At 72.4% G+C, this 15192-nt stretch carries 12 protein-coding genes; 2 read left to right on the top strand and 10 right to left on the bottom strand.

The genetic code is table 11. The annotated features are described in order from the left end of the window. Nucleotides 1-87: 87 nt before the first annotated feature. Complete coding sequence (locus KG102_RS06625; RefSeq protein WP_208289181.1) at nucleotides 88-1884, bottom strand: proline--tRNA ligase; 1797 nt, start codon at nucleotides 1882-1884, stop codon at nucleotides 88-90. A gap of 64 nt (nucleotides 1885-1948) precedes the next feature. On the opposite strand from KG102_RS06625, the gene KG102_RS06620 reads away from it, so the two are divergent. After that, nucleotides 1949-2839 carry an Fpg/Nei family DNA glycosylase gene (locus tag KG102_RS06620; RefSeq protein WP_208289183.1) on the top strand — a complete coding sequence of 297 codons (891 nt, stop codon included), beginning with the start codon at nucleotides 1949-1951 and terminating at the stop codon, nucleotides 2837-2839. Nucleotides 2840-2869: 30 nt separating this feature from the next. On the opposite strand, the gene KG102_RS06615 is transcribed toward KG102_RS06620, so the two are convergent. From KG102_RS06615 to KG102_RS06605, 3 genes are all read right to left on the bottom strand, one after another. Further along, on the bottom strand, nucleotides 2870-3796 hold the full coding sequence (locus tag KG102_RS06615) for a GNAT family N-acetyltransferase (protein WP_208289184.1): 927 nt from the start codon (nucleotides 3794-3796) through the stop codon (nucleotides 2870-2872). 80 nt (nucleotides 3797-3876) lie between these two features. Next, nucleotides 3877-5037 (bottom strand): flavodoxin-dependent (E)-4-hydroxy-3-methylbut-2-enyl-diphosphate synthase, encoded by a 1161-nt coding sequence (gene ispG, locus KG102_RS06610; protein WP_208213901.1) that lies wholly within the window; start codon nucleotides 5035-5037, stop codon nucleotides 3877-3879. Nucleotides 5038-5105: 68 nt separating this feature from the next. Then, a complete protein-coding gene (locus KG102_RS06605) occupies nucleotides 5106-6419 on the bottom strand; it encodes a M50 family metallopeptidase (RefSeq protein ID WP_208289186.1) in 1314 nt (437 codons plus the stop codon). Between the two features lie 184 nt (nucleotides 6420-6603). Here KG102_RS06605 and gabT point away from each other — a divergent pair, with 184 nt between their 5' ends. Beyond that, on the top strand, nucleotides 6604-7950 hold the full coding sequence (gene gabT, locus KG102_RS06600; RefSeq protein WP_208289187.1) for a 4-aminobutyrate--2-oxoglutarate transaminase: 1347 nt from the start codon (nucleotides 6604-6606) through the stop codon (nucleotides 7948-7950). Here the strand turns inward: gabT and KG102_RS06595 are convergent. The 6 genes from KG102_RS06595 to KG102_RS06570 form a co-directional block, all read right to left on the bottom strand. After that, on the bottom strand, nucleotides 7947-9230 hold the full coding sequence (locus KG102_RS06595; protein ID WP_208289500.1) for a saccharopine dehydrogenase family protein: 1284 nt from the start codon (nucleotides 9228-9230) through the stop codon (nucleotides 7947-7949). The two genes, gabT and KG102_RS06595, sit on opposite strands and share 4 nt — an antisense overlap. Before the next feature lie 38 nt (nucleotides 9231-9268). Continuing rightward, nucleotides 9269-10054 carry an ABC transporter permease gene (locus KG102_RS06590; protein WP_208214319.1) on the bottom strand — a complete coding sequence of 262 codons (786 nt, stop codon included), beginning with the start codon at nucleotides 10052-10054 and terminating at the stop codon, nucleotides 9269-9271. 86 nt (nucleotides 10055-10140) lie between these two features. Continuing rightward, nucleotides 10141-11058: an ABC transporter permease gene (locus tag KG102_RS06585; RefSeq protein ID WP_208289188.1), complete on the bottom strand. Its 918-nt coding sequence runs from the start codon at nucleotides 11056-11058 to the stop codon at nucleotides 10141-10143. Then, nucleotides 11055-12227, bottom strand: a complete 1173-nt coding sequence (locus KG102_RS06580; RefSeq protein WP_208289189.1) for an ABC transporter ATP-binding protein — start codon at nucleotides 12225-12227, stop codon at nucleotides 11055-11057. Before KG102_RS06580 ends, KG102_RS06585 begins: the two co-directional genes overlap by 4 nt. Next, entirely contained in the window at nucleotides 12224-13450 is a 1227-nt protein-coding gene (locus KG102_RS06575; RefSeq protein WP_208289191.1) for an ABC transporter substrate-binding protein, read from the bottom strand. Before KG102_RS06575 ends, KG102_RS06580 begins: the two co-directional genes overlap by 4 nt. A gap of 153 nt (nucleotides 13451-13603) precedes the next feature. Further along, nucleotides 13604-15031 (bottom strand): gamma-aminobutyraldehyde dehydrogenase, encoded by a 1428-nt coding sequence (locus KG102_RS06570; RefSeq protein WP_208289501.1) that lies wholly within the window; start codon nucleotides 15029-15031, stop codon nucleotides 13604-13606. Nucleotides 15032-15192 lie beyond the last annotated feature (161 nt).

The following is a 15192-nucleotide window of genomic DNA, read 5'->3' as shown; positions in this document are numbered from 1 at the left end:
GCTCGTTCCACCGCTCCCGGAACGTCCGAGCACGTGGTAGCCGGGCCAGCCACCTGCTCGGTCGTCCGCGCAGGTCCGCAGGGGGCGTCAGTCGGCGAGCAGCTCCGCCACGAGGGCCGAGACACGGTCGGCCGCGTCGGCGACCGGGACCTGCTCGGCGGTGCCGCCGACCCGCGGACGCACCTCGACCACACCCTCGGCCAGCCCGCGGCCGACGACCACGACCAGCGGCACGCCCAGCAGCTCGGCGTCGGCGAACTTCACGCCGGGCGACACCTTGCCCGGGCGGTCGTCGTAGAGCACCTCGATCCCGCGCGAGGACAGCTCGGTGGCGAGCGCGTCGGCGGCCTCGAAGACGGCCGGGTCCTTGCCCGTGGCGACCACGTGGACGTGGGCCGGTGCGACGTGGGCCGGCCAGGCCAGCCCACGGTCGTCGTTGTTGGCCTCGGCGAGCGCGGCCAGGACGCGGGTGACCCCGACGCCGTAGGAGCCCATGGTCACCACCTGCGCCTTGCCGTTCTGGTCGAGCACGGTCAGGCCCAGCGCCTGGGCGTACTTGCGACCGAGGGCGAAGATGTGACCGATCTCGATGCCGCGCGCCAGCTCGAGCGGACCGGAGCCGTCCGGCGCCGGGTCACCGGCACGCACCTCGGCCGCCTCGACGGTCCCGTCGGCCGTGAAGTCGCGCCCGGCGACGAGATCGAACACGTGCCGGCCGGGCTCGTCGGCCCCGGTGATCCAGCGGGTGCCGGCGACGACGCGGGGGTCGAGCAGGTACCGCACGGCAGTGCGCTCGGCGCCCTCCGCCACGGGGACGTTCGGCCCCATGGACCGGGGGCCGATGTACCCGCGGACCAGCTCGGGGTGCGCGGCGAAGTCGGCGTCGCCGGCGGCCTCGACCTCGGCCGGCGCCACGGCCGCCTCGAGGCGCTTGAGGTCGACGTCGCGGTCCCCGGGCAGCCCGACGACGAGCAGCTCGCGCTCACCGGTCGGGTGCACCAGAGCGAGCACGACGTTCTTCAGGGTGTCCGCCGCGGTCCACGGCCGGTCCGGCCGCGCGAACCGCTCGTTGGCGACCGCGACCAGGGTGTCGATGGTCGGGGTGTCCGGCGTGTCCTCGACGTGGGCCGCGGGGGCGTCGTCGAACGGCAGCGCGTCGGGCACGACCGTGGTCACCGCCTCGACGTTCGCGGCGTACCCGCCCGGGGACCGCACGAACGTGTCCTCGCCGATCGCGGTCGGCGTGAGGAACTCCTCCGAGCGCGACCCGCCCATCGCACCGGACGTGGCCGCGACGATGACGTACTCGAGCCCGAGCCGCGTGAAGATCCGCTCGTAGGCGTCGCGCTGCACCTGGTAGGAGGCGGCCAGACCGGCGTCGTCGAGGTCGAACGAGTAGGCGTCCTTCATGATGAACTCGCGTCCGCGGATGAGACCGGCACGCGGGCGCGCCTCGTCGCGGTACTTGGTCTGGATCTGGAACAGCGTCAGCGGCAGGTCCTTGTACGACGAGTACAGGTCCTTGACCAGCAGCGTGAACATCTCCTCGTGCGTCGGCGCGAGCAGGTAGTCACCGCCCTTGCGGTCCTTGAGCCGGAAGATGTTCGGCCCGTACTCGCTCCACCGGCCGGTCGCCTCGTACGGCTCCTTGGGCAGCAGCGCCGGGAAGTGGACCTCCTGGGCGCCCGCCGCGACCATCTCCTCGCGCACGACGTTCTCCACCTTGGCCAGCACCCGCAGGCCGAGGGGCAGCCAGGTGTAGATGCCGGGCGCGGCGCGGCGGATGTAGCCGGCGCGCACGAGCAGACGGTGGCTGGCGACCTCGGCGTCGACCGGGTCCTCACGCAGCGTGCGGAAGAAGAGCTGGGACAGGCGGATGAGCATGGGACGGAGCCTAGTTGCCTTCGATCCTCCCCCCGTACGCCTTTGCGTGGGGTTGGATGGTGCCGTGCCGGAGCTGCCCGAGGTCGAGGCGCTCGCGCAGTTCCTGCGCGGGCGGACGGTCGATCACGCCGTGACGGAGGTCTCGATCGGTGCGATCAGCGCCCTGAAGACGTTCCGCCCGGCGCCCGACGCGCTGGTCGGCGGGACGGTGGTCGACGTCCAGCGGCACGGCAAGTGGCTGGACCTCATGGTGGCCACGTCGACCGGCGAGCCGTTGCACCTGGTCTGGCACCTGTCGCGGGCCGGGTGGGTCCGCTGGTCCGAGCAGCTGTCGACCAACCCCGTCCGGCCCGGCAAGTCGCCACTCGCGCTCCGGGTGCGCCTGGACGACGGCTCGGGGTTCGACCTGACCGAGGCCGGGACGCGCAAGCGCCTCGCGGTGCACGTCGTCGAGGATCCGGCCGACGTCCCGCAGATCGCCTCGCTCGGCGTCGAGCCGCTGTCCGACGAGTTCACGGAGGACCGCCTCGCCGAGTTGCTCGCCGCCCGCAACCAGCAGGTCAAGGGGTTGCTGCGCGACCAGGGGACGATCGCCGGGATCGGGAACGCCTACTCGGACGAGATCCTGCTGGCGGCCCGCATGAGCCCGTTCACCATGACGAGGTCGTTCGACACCGACCGCACCCGCGTGCTGTGGGAGGCGATCCGCGAGGTGCTCACGGGTGCCGTGGAGTCCGCCTCGGGAAAGCCGGCTGCCGAGCTGAAGGACGCCAAGCGCCGCGGGATGAAGGTGCACGGACGCACGGGAGAGCCCTGCCCGGGCTGGGACGACGTGCCGTGCGGGGACACCGTGCACGAGGTCTCGTTCGCGGACTCGTCGCTGCAGTACTGCCCCACGTGCCAGACCGGCGGCAAGCCGCTCGCCGACCGACGGATGTCGCGGCTGCTGCGCTGAGCCCGCTGCTGCGCCTGGCCCGGCGAGGGCTCAGAACAGGACGGTCGCGTACGTTCCCACCTGCCGGAACCCCACGGCGCGGTAGGACGCCAGTGCCCGCTCGTTGTAGCTGTTCACGTAGAGCGACACGAGCGGCGCGACCTCACCGCGGGCGATCTGCACCACCGCCGCCATCCCGGACTCCGAGAGCCGCTCGCCGCGCCGGTCCGGAGCCACCCAGACCCCCTGCACCTGCGCCACTCCCCCGGCGACCGCGCCGAGCTCGGCCTTGAAGACGACGTTCCCGGTCTCGCGGCGCACGAGGCGGCCGGCAGGTCCCGGCTCCGGCACGTCGATCCGCACGAACGACCGGCCCTGCGCGATGAGGCCGTGCACCCGCGTCTCGTACGGCCCTCCCGGGCCGCTGACAGGCGAGTACCCGACCTCCTCGGTGAACATGCGCACGCAGGCGGGGAGCACCACGTCGAACTCCTCGGGGCGGGACCGGCGCACGCGCGGGTCGGCCGTCACGAGCGGCGCGTGCTCGATGACCATCGAGGGCTGGTCGGCGCGTACCTCGCGCGCGGCCGGCCAGAAGTGGCGCAACCGGGCCCACAGGCCGAGCACGGCGTCCGCCGGCCCGACGACCGACGAGCAGCGGCGGCCCTGCGCGCGGGCGAGCTCGGCGAACGCGTCGAGCGCACGGCTCACCGCCCGGGGGTCGTCCACAGGGACGACCGGGACCATGTTGGCGCCCGCGTAGCAGATTCCGAGGAGCTCACCGTCCTCCTCGTACCCCCACAGCGTCCCGCCGGCCGAGCGCAGCGTGCGGCCGACCGCCTGCTCGAGCCGTGCCGTCGCGAGCACCGACCCGACGGCGTCGCGCGCGCAGACGGCAAGGGCAGCGGTGAGGTCGACGTCGCCGAGGGCTCGGCCCCCGGTCCGACCATCGAGGAGGACAGCGCGACGGTGCACCATGGGTAGATCCTGCACCACGGGCGCGCTCTTCACCCCGCGGCGCACACGTCGATCGAGTGAACGTCGATCGGCGGCGTCCATCAGGCGACGGTGACCACCGGCGCACCGCTGCCCGACTCGACGGGGTCCATCGTCTCCGCGAGGCGCATGGCCTCCTCGATCAGCGTCTCGACGATGAGGGCCTCGGGCACGGTCTTGATGACCTGGCCGCGCACGAAGATCTGCCCCTTGCCGTTGCCGGACGCGACGCCGAGGTCCGCCTCGCGGGCCTCGCCGGGGCCGTTCACGACGCAGCCCATGACCGCGACGCGCAGCGGCACCTCCATCCCCTCCAGACCGGCCGTGACGCGCTCCGCGAGCGTGTAGACGTCGACCTGGGCCCGCCCGCACGAGGGGCAGGAGACGATTTCGAGCTTGCGCGGCCGCAGGTTCAGCGACTGCAGGATCTGGATGCCGACCTTGACCTCCTCGACCGGCGGGGCGGACAGCGACACGCGGATGGTGTCGCCGATGCCCTTGCTCAGGAGGGCGCCGAACGCGGTCGCGGACTTGATGGTGCCCTGGAACGCCGGGCCCGCCTCGGTGACGCCGAGGTGCAGGGGCCAGTCGCCACGCTCGGAGAGCAGCTCGTAGGCGCGGACCATGACGACCGGGTCGTTGTGCTTGACGGAGATCTTGAAGTCGCGGAAGCCGTGCTCCTCGAACAGCGACGCCTCCCAGACGGCCGACTCGACCAGCGCCTCGGGAGTGGCCTTGCCGTACTTGGCGAGCAGGCGCGGGTCCAGCGAGCCGGCGTTGACACCGATCCGGATCGACGTGCCGGCGTCGGTGGCCGCCTGGGCGATCTGCTTGACCTGGTCGTCGAACTTGCGGATGTTCCCGGGGTTCACGCGGACGGCGGCGCAACCGGCGTCGATGGCCGCGAACACGTACTTCGGCTGGAAGTGGATGTCCGCGATCACGGGGATCTGCGACTTGTGCGCGATGGCCGGCAGGGCGTCGGCGTCGTCCTGCGTCGGCACCGCGACGCGCACGATGTCGCAGCCGGCCGCCGTCAGCGCGGCGATCTGCTGGAGCGTCGCGTTGATGTCCGTGGTCTGGGTGGTGCACATCGACTGGACGCTGACGGGGGCGTCACCGCCGACGTCGACCTTGCCCACCTTGATCTTGCGCGTCTTGCGCCGGGGGGCCAGGACCAGAGGAGGCGCCTCCGGCATGCCGAGGCTGATCGGGATGCTCACCCCTCCATCATCGCACCCGGGCCCGTGCGGGCCGGCCGGTGTGCACGAGATCACCCCGCGCGGACAGGTCAGATCTGCACGGGGTTCACGAGGTCCGCGTAGATCAGCAGCACGCCTAGGGCGCCGAGCACCACGAACACCGAGTACGCCAGCGGGACCAGCTTGGCCGAGTCGAAGGGCCCGGGCCGGGGCAGGCCGCGCAGGCGCGCGACCTGACGGCGCGCGCCCTCCCACAGGGCGGCGGCGACGTGCCCGCCGTCGAGCGGGGGCAGCGGGATGAGGTTGAACACGAACAGCGAGATGTTGAGCGCGGCCAGCATCTGGAGCAGCGACACCGCCTTGATCTGCCAGTCGAGGCCGTCGGCGGAGGCGATCTCCCCCGCGAACCGGCCGACGCCGACGACCCCGATGATGCTCGTCTCGTCACGCTCGGTCCCGTTGACCTGCGTCTCGACGAGGTCGACCATCCGGCTGGGCAGCGTGGCCACCACCTTGAGGGTCTGCCAGGTGGTGTCGGCGACCACGCCCGGCACGCTCCACAGCGGCTGTCGCACCATCTCGCGCGTCGGCGAGATGCCGAGGAAGCCGACCGGCTCCGTCACGGGCTCACCGTCGGCGTCGAGGACGTACTCGCCGGCCTCCTCGTCGTACACCGGCCGCTCCGAGACGACCGGCGTGACCGTCAGGTCCACCAGCTGCCCGTCGCGCTCGACGACGATCGGGACCGCCTCCTCGCCGGTGTCGCGGATGAGGGCGGAGAGCTGGCTCCACGACGTGACCTCGGTGCCGTCGTAGGACACGACGACGTCACCGGGCTCGATGCCCGCGGCCGCCGCGGGGGCGGCGGGATCGGACGCGGTGCACTCCTGGGTCTCGGTGGCGTTCGCGGGCAGCACGCACTCGTAGACGCTCGCGAGGCGCGGGGTGTCCGTCGGCAGGCCGAATCCGACCAGCGCGATCGCCATGAGGACGAACGCGATGACGAGGTTCATCACCGGGCCCCCGAGCATGACGACCAGCTTCTTGGGCGTGGACAGGCGGTAGAAGGCGCGCGCGTCCTCCCCCGGCCGGATCTCCTCGGCGCTGGCCTGCCGGGCGTCGCGCGCGAGGCGGCCGAGCCAGGTGCGCGCGGGCGGGTTGCCGACGGCGTCGTCGGGCGGGTACATGCCGACCAGGCGCACGTAGCCGCCGAGCGGGATCGCCTTGAGGCCGTACTCGGTCTCGCCCTTGGTGCGCGACCAGAGCGTGGGGCCGAACCCCACCATGTAGTGGCTGACCCTGACCCCGAAGCGCTTGGCGGGGACCATGTGCCCCACCTCGTGCAGCCCGATGGACAGCAGCAGCACCACGACGACCACCACGACAGCGCCCAGATACTCCATCGACCCCTCCGTCAGCGGTGCGCGCACGCGCAGGAGCGGGTCGGGTGGACCCGCGCGGGGACATCCTGCCGTGGATCCCTGAGAAGGCCCTGAAAGCGCGCCGCGAGCACCCGGTCGTGCCGACGCGGGCGTCGGTGGCTGCGCGGTCCTGTCCCCGGCGCCCGATCGCAACTACCGTCCCCCTATGACTGCCGTGGTCGCCGCACCGTCCCCGCTCGAGCAGCGCCGAGTGCTGCGCACACCGATCCCAGGTCCGCGCTCAGTCGCCCTGGGCGCCCGGCGGTCGGCCGCGGTCGCCGCCGGCGTCTCATCCACGCTGCCGGTCTACGTCCAGCGGGCCGCGGGCGCGGTGATCGAGGACGTCGACGGCAACGTGCTGATCGATCTGGGCTCGGGCATCGCGGTGACGTCCGTCGGGGCCAGCGCGCCCGAGGTCACCGCGGCCGTCGCGGCGCAGGCCGCGGACTTCACGCACACCTGCTTCATGATCAGCCCGTACGAGGAGTACGTCGCCGTCTGCGAGGGCCTGGCGCGGATCACGCCGGGCACGCACGACAAGCGCTCCGTCCTGGTCAACTCCGGCGCCGAGGCCGTCGAGAACGCGGTGAAGATCGCCCGCCGGGCCACGGGCCGCCCCGCGGTCCTGGTGCTCGACCACGCCTACCACGGGCGCACCAACCTGACGATGGCGATGACGGCCCGGGCGATGCCCTACAAGACGGGCTTCGGACCGTTCGCCGGCGAGGTCTATCGCGTGCCCGCGTCCTACCCCTTGCGCGACCCGGCGGGCATGACGGGTGAGCAGGCCGCGCTGCGGGCGATCGACGTCGCCGAGCGCCAGGTGGGTGCCGACCAGGTCGCCGCGCTCGTGCTGGAGCCGATCCTGGGCGAGGGCGGCTTCGTCGTCCCCGCTCCCGGATTCCTGCCGACGCTCGCGGCGTGGGCCGCCGACCGCGGGATCGTGCTGGTGGCCGACGAGGTGCAGACCGGGTTCGCCCGGACCGGTGACATGTTCGCCATGCACCACGAGGGCGTCGTGCCCGACCTGGTCGCGCTGGCCAAGGGCATCGCCGGCGGGTTGCCGCTCGGGGCGGTCACCGGCCGCGCCGAGCTGCTCGACGCCGTGCACGCGGGCGGCCTGGGCGGCACGTTCGGCGGCAACCCCCTGGCGTGCGCCGCGGCGCTCGCGTCCTTGGAGATCTACGAGCGGGACGACCTGGCCGGCGCGGCGCGGGCGATCGAGGCCGCGGTCCTGGGCCGGCTGGGGGCGCTGGCCGACGAGGTCCCGGCCGTGGCCCAGGTGCGCGGCCGCGGCGCGATGCTCGCCCTGGAGCTGGTCCTGCCGGGCACGCTCGAGCCGGACAGGGCCGCCGCGCAGCGGGTGGCCGCCGCCTGCGCACAGCAGGGCGTGCTGGTGCTCACGTGCGGCACGTGGGGCAACGTCCTGCGGCTGCTCCCGCCGCTGGTCATCGGGCACAACCTGCTGGACGAGGGGCTGACCGTGCTCGAGGACGCGATCCGCTCCCTCTAGCCCGGGTCGCGCTCCTGCATGCCCCACGGCGAGCCGTACCCGGCCGGGGCCGGGGCGGCGAGGAGCTCGAGGAACGGGACCGCGTCGAACGCCTCGGGTCCGAGCACGCCCGCCGCGGACCAGGTCCCGCCGGCCAGCAGCTCGAGCGCGACGACAGGGTTCACGGCGGTCTGCCAGACCACGCACTGCGCGCCGTACTCGGCCATCGACCAGGCGTTGTCGACCAGGTGGTACAGGTAGACCTCGCGCGGGGTGCCGTCCGTCCCGGTACCGGTCACGAGCAGCCCGGCGCACGTCGACCCGGTCATCCGCGGGCCGATCGACGCCGGGTCGGGCAGCACGGCGGCGACCACGTCACGCGGGCTGACGTGGACACCGCGGACCGTCACCGGATCCGTGCGGTCCAGGCCCAGGCGGTGCAGGGTCCGCAGCACGCCGATGAACTCCTCACCGAGCCCGTACTTGAAGGTGACCTTCCGGGCGTCCACCCAGCGGGGCATGAGGAGGACCTCCTCGTGCTCGACGTGCACGCACTCCACGTCCCCGATCGGCTCCGGGAACCGGAACACCTCCGGCTCGTGGAACGGCTCGACCGTGTACCAGCCGTCCTCGAGCCCGGTACCGGCCTCGGCGCGGTCCGCGGACCAGATGACCGGCGGGTTGAGGCACTCCTCGATGGTGGTCCAGATCGAGAACGACGGCGCGAAGACCGTTTCCCCGTCGTCGCCACGCACCTCCAGGTTGGCGCCGTCGCGCACGCCGAGCTCGTCGATCTCGGCGAACAGGTGGTCCGCCGCGTAGCGGGCGAAGACGTCGGACAGACCGGGCTCGACACCGATCCCCACGAGGGCGAGCTGTCCGCCGGCCTCCCACCGGCCGGCCTGGGCGAACTGCTCGTCCCCCAGCTTGACGCCCGGCAGCTCGTACGGCCGCTCGGGGTGCGCGCGGGACAACGACATCGCCATGTCGAGGTAGTGCGCGCCCGCCGCCCGCACGCCCTCGAAGATCGGCAGCACGAACCGGGGGTCGACCGCGTTCAGGACGTGCGTCGCCCCGTGCTCGCGCACCAGCGCCTCGACGGCGTCCGCGCTCGATGCGTCGACGACGGCGGCGCTGATCCGTCCGCCGACGACGTCGTGCTCGCTCGCCGCCGCGACGGTCCGCTGGGCGCGACCGAGGTCCACGTCCGCGACCACGAGCCGGTCGAAGAACGACCGTCGCGCCGCGATCCGCGCGACGGCGTCGCCCACCCCGCCACTTCCGACCACCAGGATCCGCACGAGAGCCGCCTCCGACCTCACTGTGTCGTTCGCCGTGACTATGTCGTTCCCCGTGCCCCGAACCGCTTGCCCCGGGCGTAGCCGAGCACCTGGACCAGCACCACGATCGCGAGGGCCAGGACGAACATGAACGAGCTGATCACGTTGGCCTGCGGCGGGATGCCGCGGGTGGCCGAGACGTACACGAACTTGGGGAAGGTCGTGTACGAGCCCGACGTGAAGTTGGTGACGATGAAGTCGTCGAAGCTCAGGCTGAACGCGAGCAGCGCTGCCGCCGCGATGCCGGGCAGCAGGAGCGGGAAGGTCACCCGCCAGAAGGCCTGCCACGGCGAGGCGTACAGGTCGGCCGCGGCCTCCTCGAGCGCGGGGTCGAGGCTCGCGACGCGCGCCTTGACGGTGACGACGACGAAGCTGATGCAGAAGAGCACGTGCGCCGCCACGACCGTGCCGAACCCGAGCGGGAGCCGCAGCGTGAGGAACTGCGCGAGCAGCGCGGCACCGAGGACGACCTCGGGGGTGGACATCGGCAGGAAGATCAGCAGGTTGGTCAGCGCCCGCCCCCGGAACCGGAACCGGACCAGCGCGATCGCCACGAGGGTGCCGAGCGCGGTCGCGATCAGGGTCGAGACCACGCCGACCTGCAGCGAGTTGGCGAAGGCCTCGCAGACCTGCGGTGCCGCGCACGGGTTCTGCCAGTTCTCCAGGGTGAACCCGCGCCAGACGAGGTTGGTCTTGCCCGCGTCGTTGAACGAGAACACGACTGTGTAGGCGACCGGCACCAGCAGGTAGACGAACGCGAGCGCGGCGAAGACGGGGACCACCAGGTCTCCGAGCCGACGGCGGCTGCGGCGCGGTGCGCGGCGCGGCGGCGCCGAGGCGGCCGTGGACTCGTCACGCTCCAGGAGGACCGTCACAGCAGGTCCTCCGTCCCGGAACGGCGCACGTACACGCCGACCAGCGCCAGGATGGCGACCATCAGCACCACCGACAACGACGCGGCCGTCGGGTAGTCGAGCACCTTGAAGAAGCGCGCGTCGATGACCTGCCCCACCATCGTCGTGTTCGTGTTGTTGCCCAGCAGGGACGCGTTGACGTAGTCGCCGGCCGCCGGGATGAAGGTGAGCAGCGTGCCCGCGACGACCCCCGGCATCGACAGCGGCCACGTGATCGTGCGGAAGGTGGTCACCGGCGAGGCGTACAGGTCGGCACCGGCCTCGAGGAGCCGCGCGTCCAGCCGCCCGAGCGCCGCGAAGATGGGCAGGACCATGAAGGGCAGGAAGTTGTAGGTCAGGCCGCTGACCACCGCGAACGGCGTGGCCGTGAGCCGCTCGTCCGCCGGCAGGAGACGCAGCCAGTGCAGGGCGGTCACCACGAGCGCGTCGTCGGCCAGGATCTGCTTCCACGCGACGGTGCGCAGGATGAAGCTGGTGAAGAACGGCGCGACGACGAGCACCAGCAGCAGCCCCTGCAGCAGCGTGCGCCCCCGGGCCCGGACCGCGATCACGTAGGCCATGGGGTACCCGATGAGCAGCGCCGCCACGGTGGCCAGGAAGGCGAACCAGAAGGAGCGCAGGACGGCGGGCCAGAACTGGGCGAGCGCGTCGAGGTAGTTCTGCCAGTGGAAGGCCGGCTGGTACTCCCCCACGTCCCCACCGGGTATCGGCACGTAGAGCGACGTGGCGAGGAGCGCGACCACGGGGACGAGGAAGAACAACCCGAGATAGAGCAGCCCCGGGCCCAGCAGGAACAGGTGTGCGCGCTGCGCGGCGCGGCGCGGGGGCGCGCTGTCCGACGTCGTGCTGCCGGCGAGCGCGGCCGCGATGCTCACGGCTCGTCGTCCAGGTCGACCGTGCCGGCGTCGGCCGCCTCCGCGCCGTCGAGGCCGAACGTGAAGTCGACCGCCCACGCGAGCCGCACGGACGAGCCCACCGAGACCGTGGCGCCGCCGAGGAGGTTCTGCGCGAACACGCCGAACGTCCCCAGCCCGGGGACCTGGACCTGGTACTGGGTGCTCACGCCCGTGAAGGAGACGTCGGTGACGGTGCCCGGGCCGAGCTCGTTCTCGCCTGGACCGGGTGCCTGGTCGCCCACGAGCAGCCGCATCTTCTCCGGCCGCGCCCCCACGAGCACGGCGCCCTCGGTGCGCACGGCCCGCGACCGCGGGACGAGCACCCGCGTCCCGCGCACGTCCACCCCCAGCAGCCCTTGCTCCGTCAGGTCCTCGGTCACCGTGCCGGGCACCAGGTTGGACTGGCCCAGGAAGTTGGCGACGAACGACGTGCGCGGCAGCTCGTACAGCTCGGCGGGTGAGCCCAGCTGCTCGATCCGGCCACGGTTCATCACGGCGACCGTGTCGGCCATCGTCATGGCCTCCTCCTGGTCGTGCGTCACGTGCACGAACGTGAGGCCGACCTCCAGCTGAATGCGCTTGAGCTCCAGCTGCATCTGCCGCCGGAGCTTGAGGTCGAGGGCGCCGAGCGGCTCGTCGAGCAGGAGCAGCGAGGGCCGGTTGACCAGTGCTCGGGCGAGCGCGACCCGCTGCTGCTGCCCGCCCGACAGCTGTGCCGGCTTGCGCTGCGCCAGGTGGCCCAGCTCGACCAGCTCGAGCCCTTCGGCCACCCGAGCGGCGATGCCGTCCGCCCGCGACCGCTTGAGGCCGAAGGCCACGTTCTCCCCCACCGTCAGGTGCGGGAACAGCGCGTAGCTCTGGAACACCGTGTTGACGGGCCGCTCGTGCGCCCGCGTGCCGGTCACGTCCCGGCCCCCGATGCTGATCGTGCCCGCCGTCGGCCGCTCCAGGCCGGCCACCATCCGCAGCGTCGTCGTCTTGCCGCACCCCGAGGGGCCGAGCAGCGCGAAGAACGACCCGGCCGGGACGGTCAGGGTCAGGTCGTCGACGGCGACGAAGGGACCGAACGCCTTGGAGACGCCGTCGAGCTCGAGCGCGCCGCCCGTCGTGGCCGGCGGTCCGACCGGGGCCACGGACGCGCCCGTCATGCGCCGATCACGGTGAGGAACTCGCCGTTGTAGCGCTCCTCCTCGTCGGGGGTGAGGGTCCGGAACACCCTGACGCCGGCCAGGATCTCCTCGGTCGGGAAGATCATCGGGTCCTCGGCCAGCTCCGGGTCGATCGCGAGCATGGCCTCCTGGGCGCCCTGCACCGGGGTGATGTAGTTGACCCACGCCGCCACCTGCGCCGCCACCTCGGGGTCGTAGTAGTAGTTCATGAGGTCCTCGGCGTTGCGCCGGTGCGGGGAGCCGACGGGCACGAGCAGGTTGTCGCTCCAGAGCGTCCCTCCCGCCTCCGGGAGGGCGAACTCGAACCGGCCGTCCGCCTCGTAGTTGAGGGACGTGATGTCCCCCGACCAGCCGATGACGGCGATCGCGTCGCCGGACGCCAGGTCCTGCGTGTAGGCGTTGCCGCGGACCTGCCGGATGTGACCCGAGTCGATCTTCTCGCGGAGCACCTCGAGCGCCGCGTGGAAGTCGTCGTCGGTCCAGGCTCCCGACGGGTCGACGCCCTGGTCGAGCATGATCAGGCCGATCGTGTCCCGCATCTCCGAGAGGACCTCGACGCGTCCGGCGAGCTCCGGGGCCCACAGGTCCGAGAGCGTGTGCAGGCCGCCCGGCACCTTCTCCTTGTCCCAGGCCAGACCGGCGAACCCCGACTGCCACGTCAACGAGTGCAGCCGGCCCTCGTCGAAGTCCACGTCCGCCAGGTTGGGCAGGATGTTGTCCGCGTGGGGCATGCGGGACCTGTCCAGCTGCTGGGTGTAGCCCTGCCGGATCATGCGCGCGGCCATCCAGTCGGTCAGCGTGACGATGTCGTAGCCGATGTCCTGGCCGTTCTTCAGCTGCCCCGACACCTTCCCGTAGAACGCGTCGTTGTCGTCGACGTCCTCCGCGTAGGTGACCGCGATCCCGGACTGCTCCTCGAAGGCCTGCAGGGACGGGTACGTGGTCCCGTCCTCGTCCTGGTCGAGGTACTGCGTCCAGTTCGCCCAGCGCACCACCTTCTCGCGGCCGGACAGGTCCTGCGCCGAGGACGCGCCCGTGGACGGGGACCCGGTCCCGCAGGCAGCCAGCACCGCCCCGACACCGGCCGTGCCGAGGGCACCGACCAGGAACGAGCGGCGCGACATGGCGCCCCGGTTCGCCGCCTGGGCGACCAGTGCGCGGACCCGGGGGTCGGCGGGGACGGGGCGACGATGGGGGCGCATGGGGCTCCTCGGATGCCGACGGGCTCCGCCGTGGGCGGCGGTCCGTGGATCCTTGCAAACGGACAGCCGACCAGCAAGGAATTCGTGGCCTCGGCATCCGTCCGCAACGGAAATGTTGCACGGGCGGAACAATCGGCCCCGGGATCCGTCGCGCTATGCGTCGAACGCAGACATCACGTGCTTGACGCGCGTGTAGTCCTCGAACCCGTACATCGACAGGTCCTTGCCGTACCCGGAGTGCTTGAAGCCACCGTGCGGCATCTCCGCCACGAACGGGATGTGGGTGTTGATCCACACCACGCCGAAGTCCAGGGCCCGCGACACCCGCAGCGCCCGGCCGTGGTTCTGCGTCCACACCGAGCTCGACAGGCCGTACCGCACACCGTTGGCGAGCGCGATCGCCTCGTCCTCGTCGGTGAACGTCTGGACCGTGATGACCGGCCCGAAGATCTCGTCCTGCACGGCCTCGTCCTGCTGGCGCAGCCCCGCGACGACGGTCGCCTCGACGAAGTACCCCGAGTCCCCCACCCGGTGTCCCCCGGCCACGATCGAGGCGTGGTCCGGGAGCCGGTCGAGGAAGCCCGTCACGCGCTCCAGCTGCACCGCGTTGTTGACGGGGCCGAAGGCGACGCCCGGGTCGCTGGGGAGCCCGGTGCGCTGACCCCGCGCGGCCTCGGCGAGCGCCGCCACGAAGTCGTCGTGCACCGAGGCGTGCACCAGCACGCGCGTCGCCGCCGTGCAGTCCTGACCCGCGTTGTAGTACCCGGCGCCCGCGATGCCCTCGGCCGCCGCGGCGAGGTCGGCGTCCGCGAACACGACGACCGGCGCCTTGCCGCCGAGCTCCAGATGGACCCGCTTGACGTTCGCCGCCGCGGCCTCGGCCACCTGCGACCCGGCGCGCACGGACCCGGTGATGGCCACCATGTCCGGACGGGGGTGCGACACGAGCGCCCGGCCGGTGTCGCGGTCGCCGCACACGACGTTGAGCACGCCGGGCGGGAGCACCTCGTTGGCGACCTGCGCGAGCAGCAGCGTCGACGCCGGCGTGGTGTCGGACGGCTTGAGCACGACCGTGTTGCCCGCCGCGAGCGCGGGGGCGATCTTCCAGATGGCCATCATCAGCGGGTAGTTCCACGGCGTCACCTGACCGACCACGCCGACCGGCTCCCGGCGCACCCAGGAGGTGTGCCCGGCCAGGTACTCGCCCGCGCTCAGCCCGTCGAGGACGCGCGCCGCGCCCGCGAAGAAGCGGAGCTGGTCCACGCACGGGGGGACCTCGTCGGTGGCGGTCAGGTGCAGCGGCTTGCCGGTGTTGCGCGACTCCACGGCCACGAACTCGTCGGCCCGCTGCTCGATGGCATCGGCGAGGCGCAGCAGCGCGAGTTGACGCTCGGCCGGCGTGGTCCGTCCCCACGTGGTGAACGCGTCCGACGCCGCGGCGTAGGCCGCGTCCACATCCCGGTCGCCGGACAGCGGTGCACGCGCGTACTCGACACCCGTGGACGGGTCGACCACCGCGGTCGTGCGGCCGTCCGCGGCAGGTCGCTCCACGCCCCCGATGACGTTGCGCAGGTCGAGCATCTCGGCGGTCTGGGTCACGGCGGATCTCCTCACAGTCGGTGCTGGGCACGCTACGCCGCAACCGCGTCGTTCGGCAGCCCTGGACGGCCACTTCGGCCCGTCTGGCATCCGCAGACGCCGGAATCAGAAGTTCTCGCGCCCTGTCGCGACGGATTCCTGTG

The organism is Cellulomonas fengjieae (assembly GCF_018388465.1).
GTDB lineage: Bacteria > Actinomycetota > Actinomycetes > Actinomycetales > Cellulomonadaceae > Cellulomonas > Cellulomonas fengjieae.
Note: the sequence above shows the minus strand (reverse complement) of the source record. Positions and strands in the feature narration are given on the sequence as shown.

Coding starts and splice junctions, on each gene's coding strand:
- KG102_RS06625 (WP_208289181.1), bottom strand. CDS start 1,884: ATGCTCATCCGCCTGTCCCAGCTCTTCTTCCGCACGCTGCGTGAGGAC.
- KG102_RS06615 (WP_208289184.1), bottom strand. CDS start 3,796: ATGGTGCACCGTCGCGCTGTCCTCCTCGATGGTCGGACCGGGGGCCGA.
- KG102_RS06605 (WP_208289186.1), bottom strand. CDS start 6,419: ATGGAGTATCTGGGCGCTGTCGTGGTGGTCGTCGTGGTGCTGCTGCTG.
- gabT (WP_208289187.1), top strand. CDS start 6,604: ATGACTGCCGTGGTCGCCGCACCGTCCCCGCTCGAGCAGCGCCGAGTG.
- KG102_RS06580 (WP_208289189.1), bottom strand. CDS start 12,227: ATGACGGGCGCGTCCGTGGCCCCGGTCGGACCGCCGGCCACGACGGGC.
- KG102_RS06575 (WP_208289191.1), bottom strand. CDS start 13,450: ATGCGCCCCCATCGTCGCCCCGTCCCCGCCGACCCCCGGGTCCGCGCA.
- KG102_RS06570 (WP_208289501.1), bottom strand. CDS start 15,031: ATGCTCGACCTGCGCAACGTCATCGGGGGCGTGGAGCGACCTGCCGCG.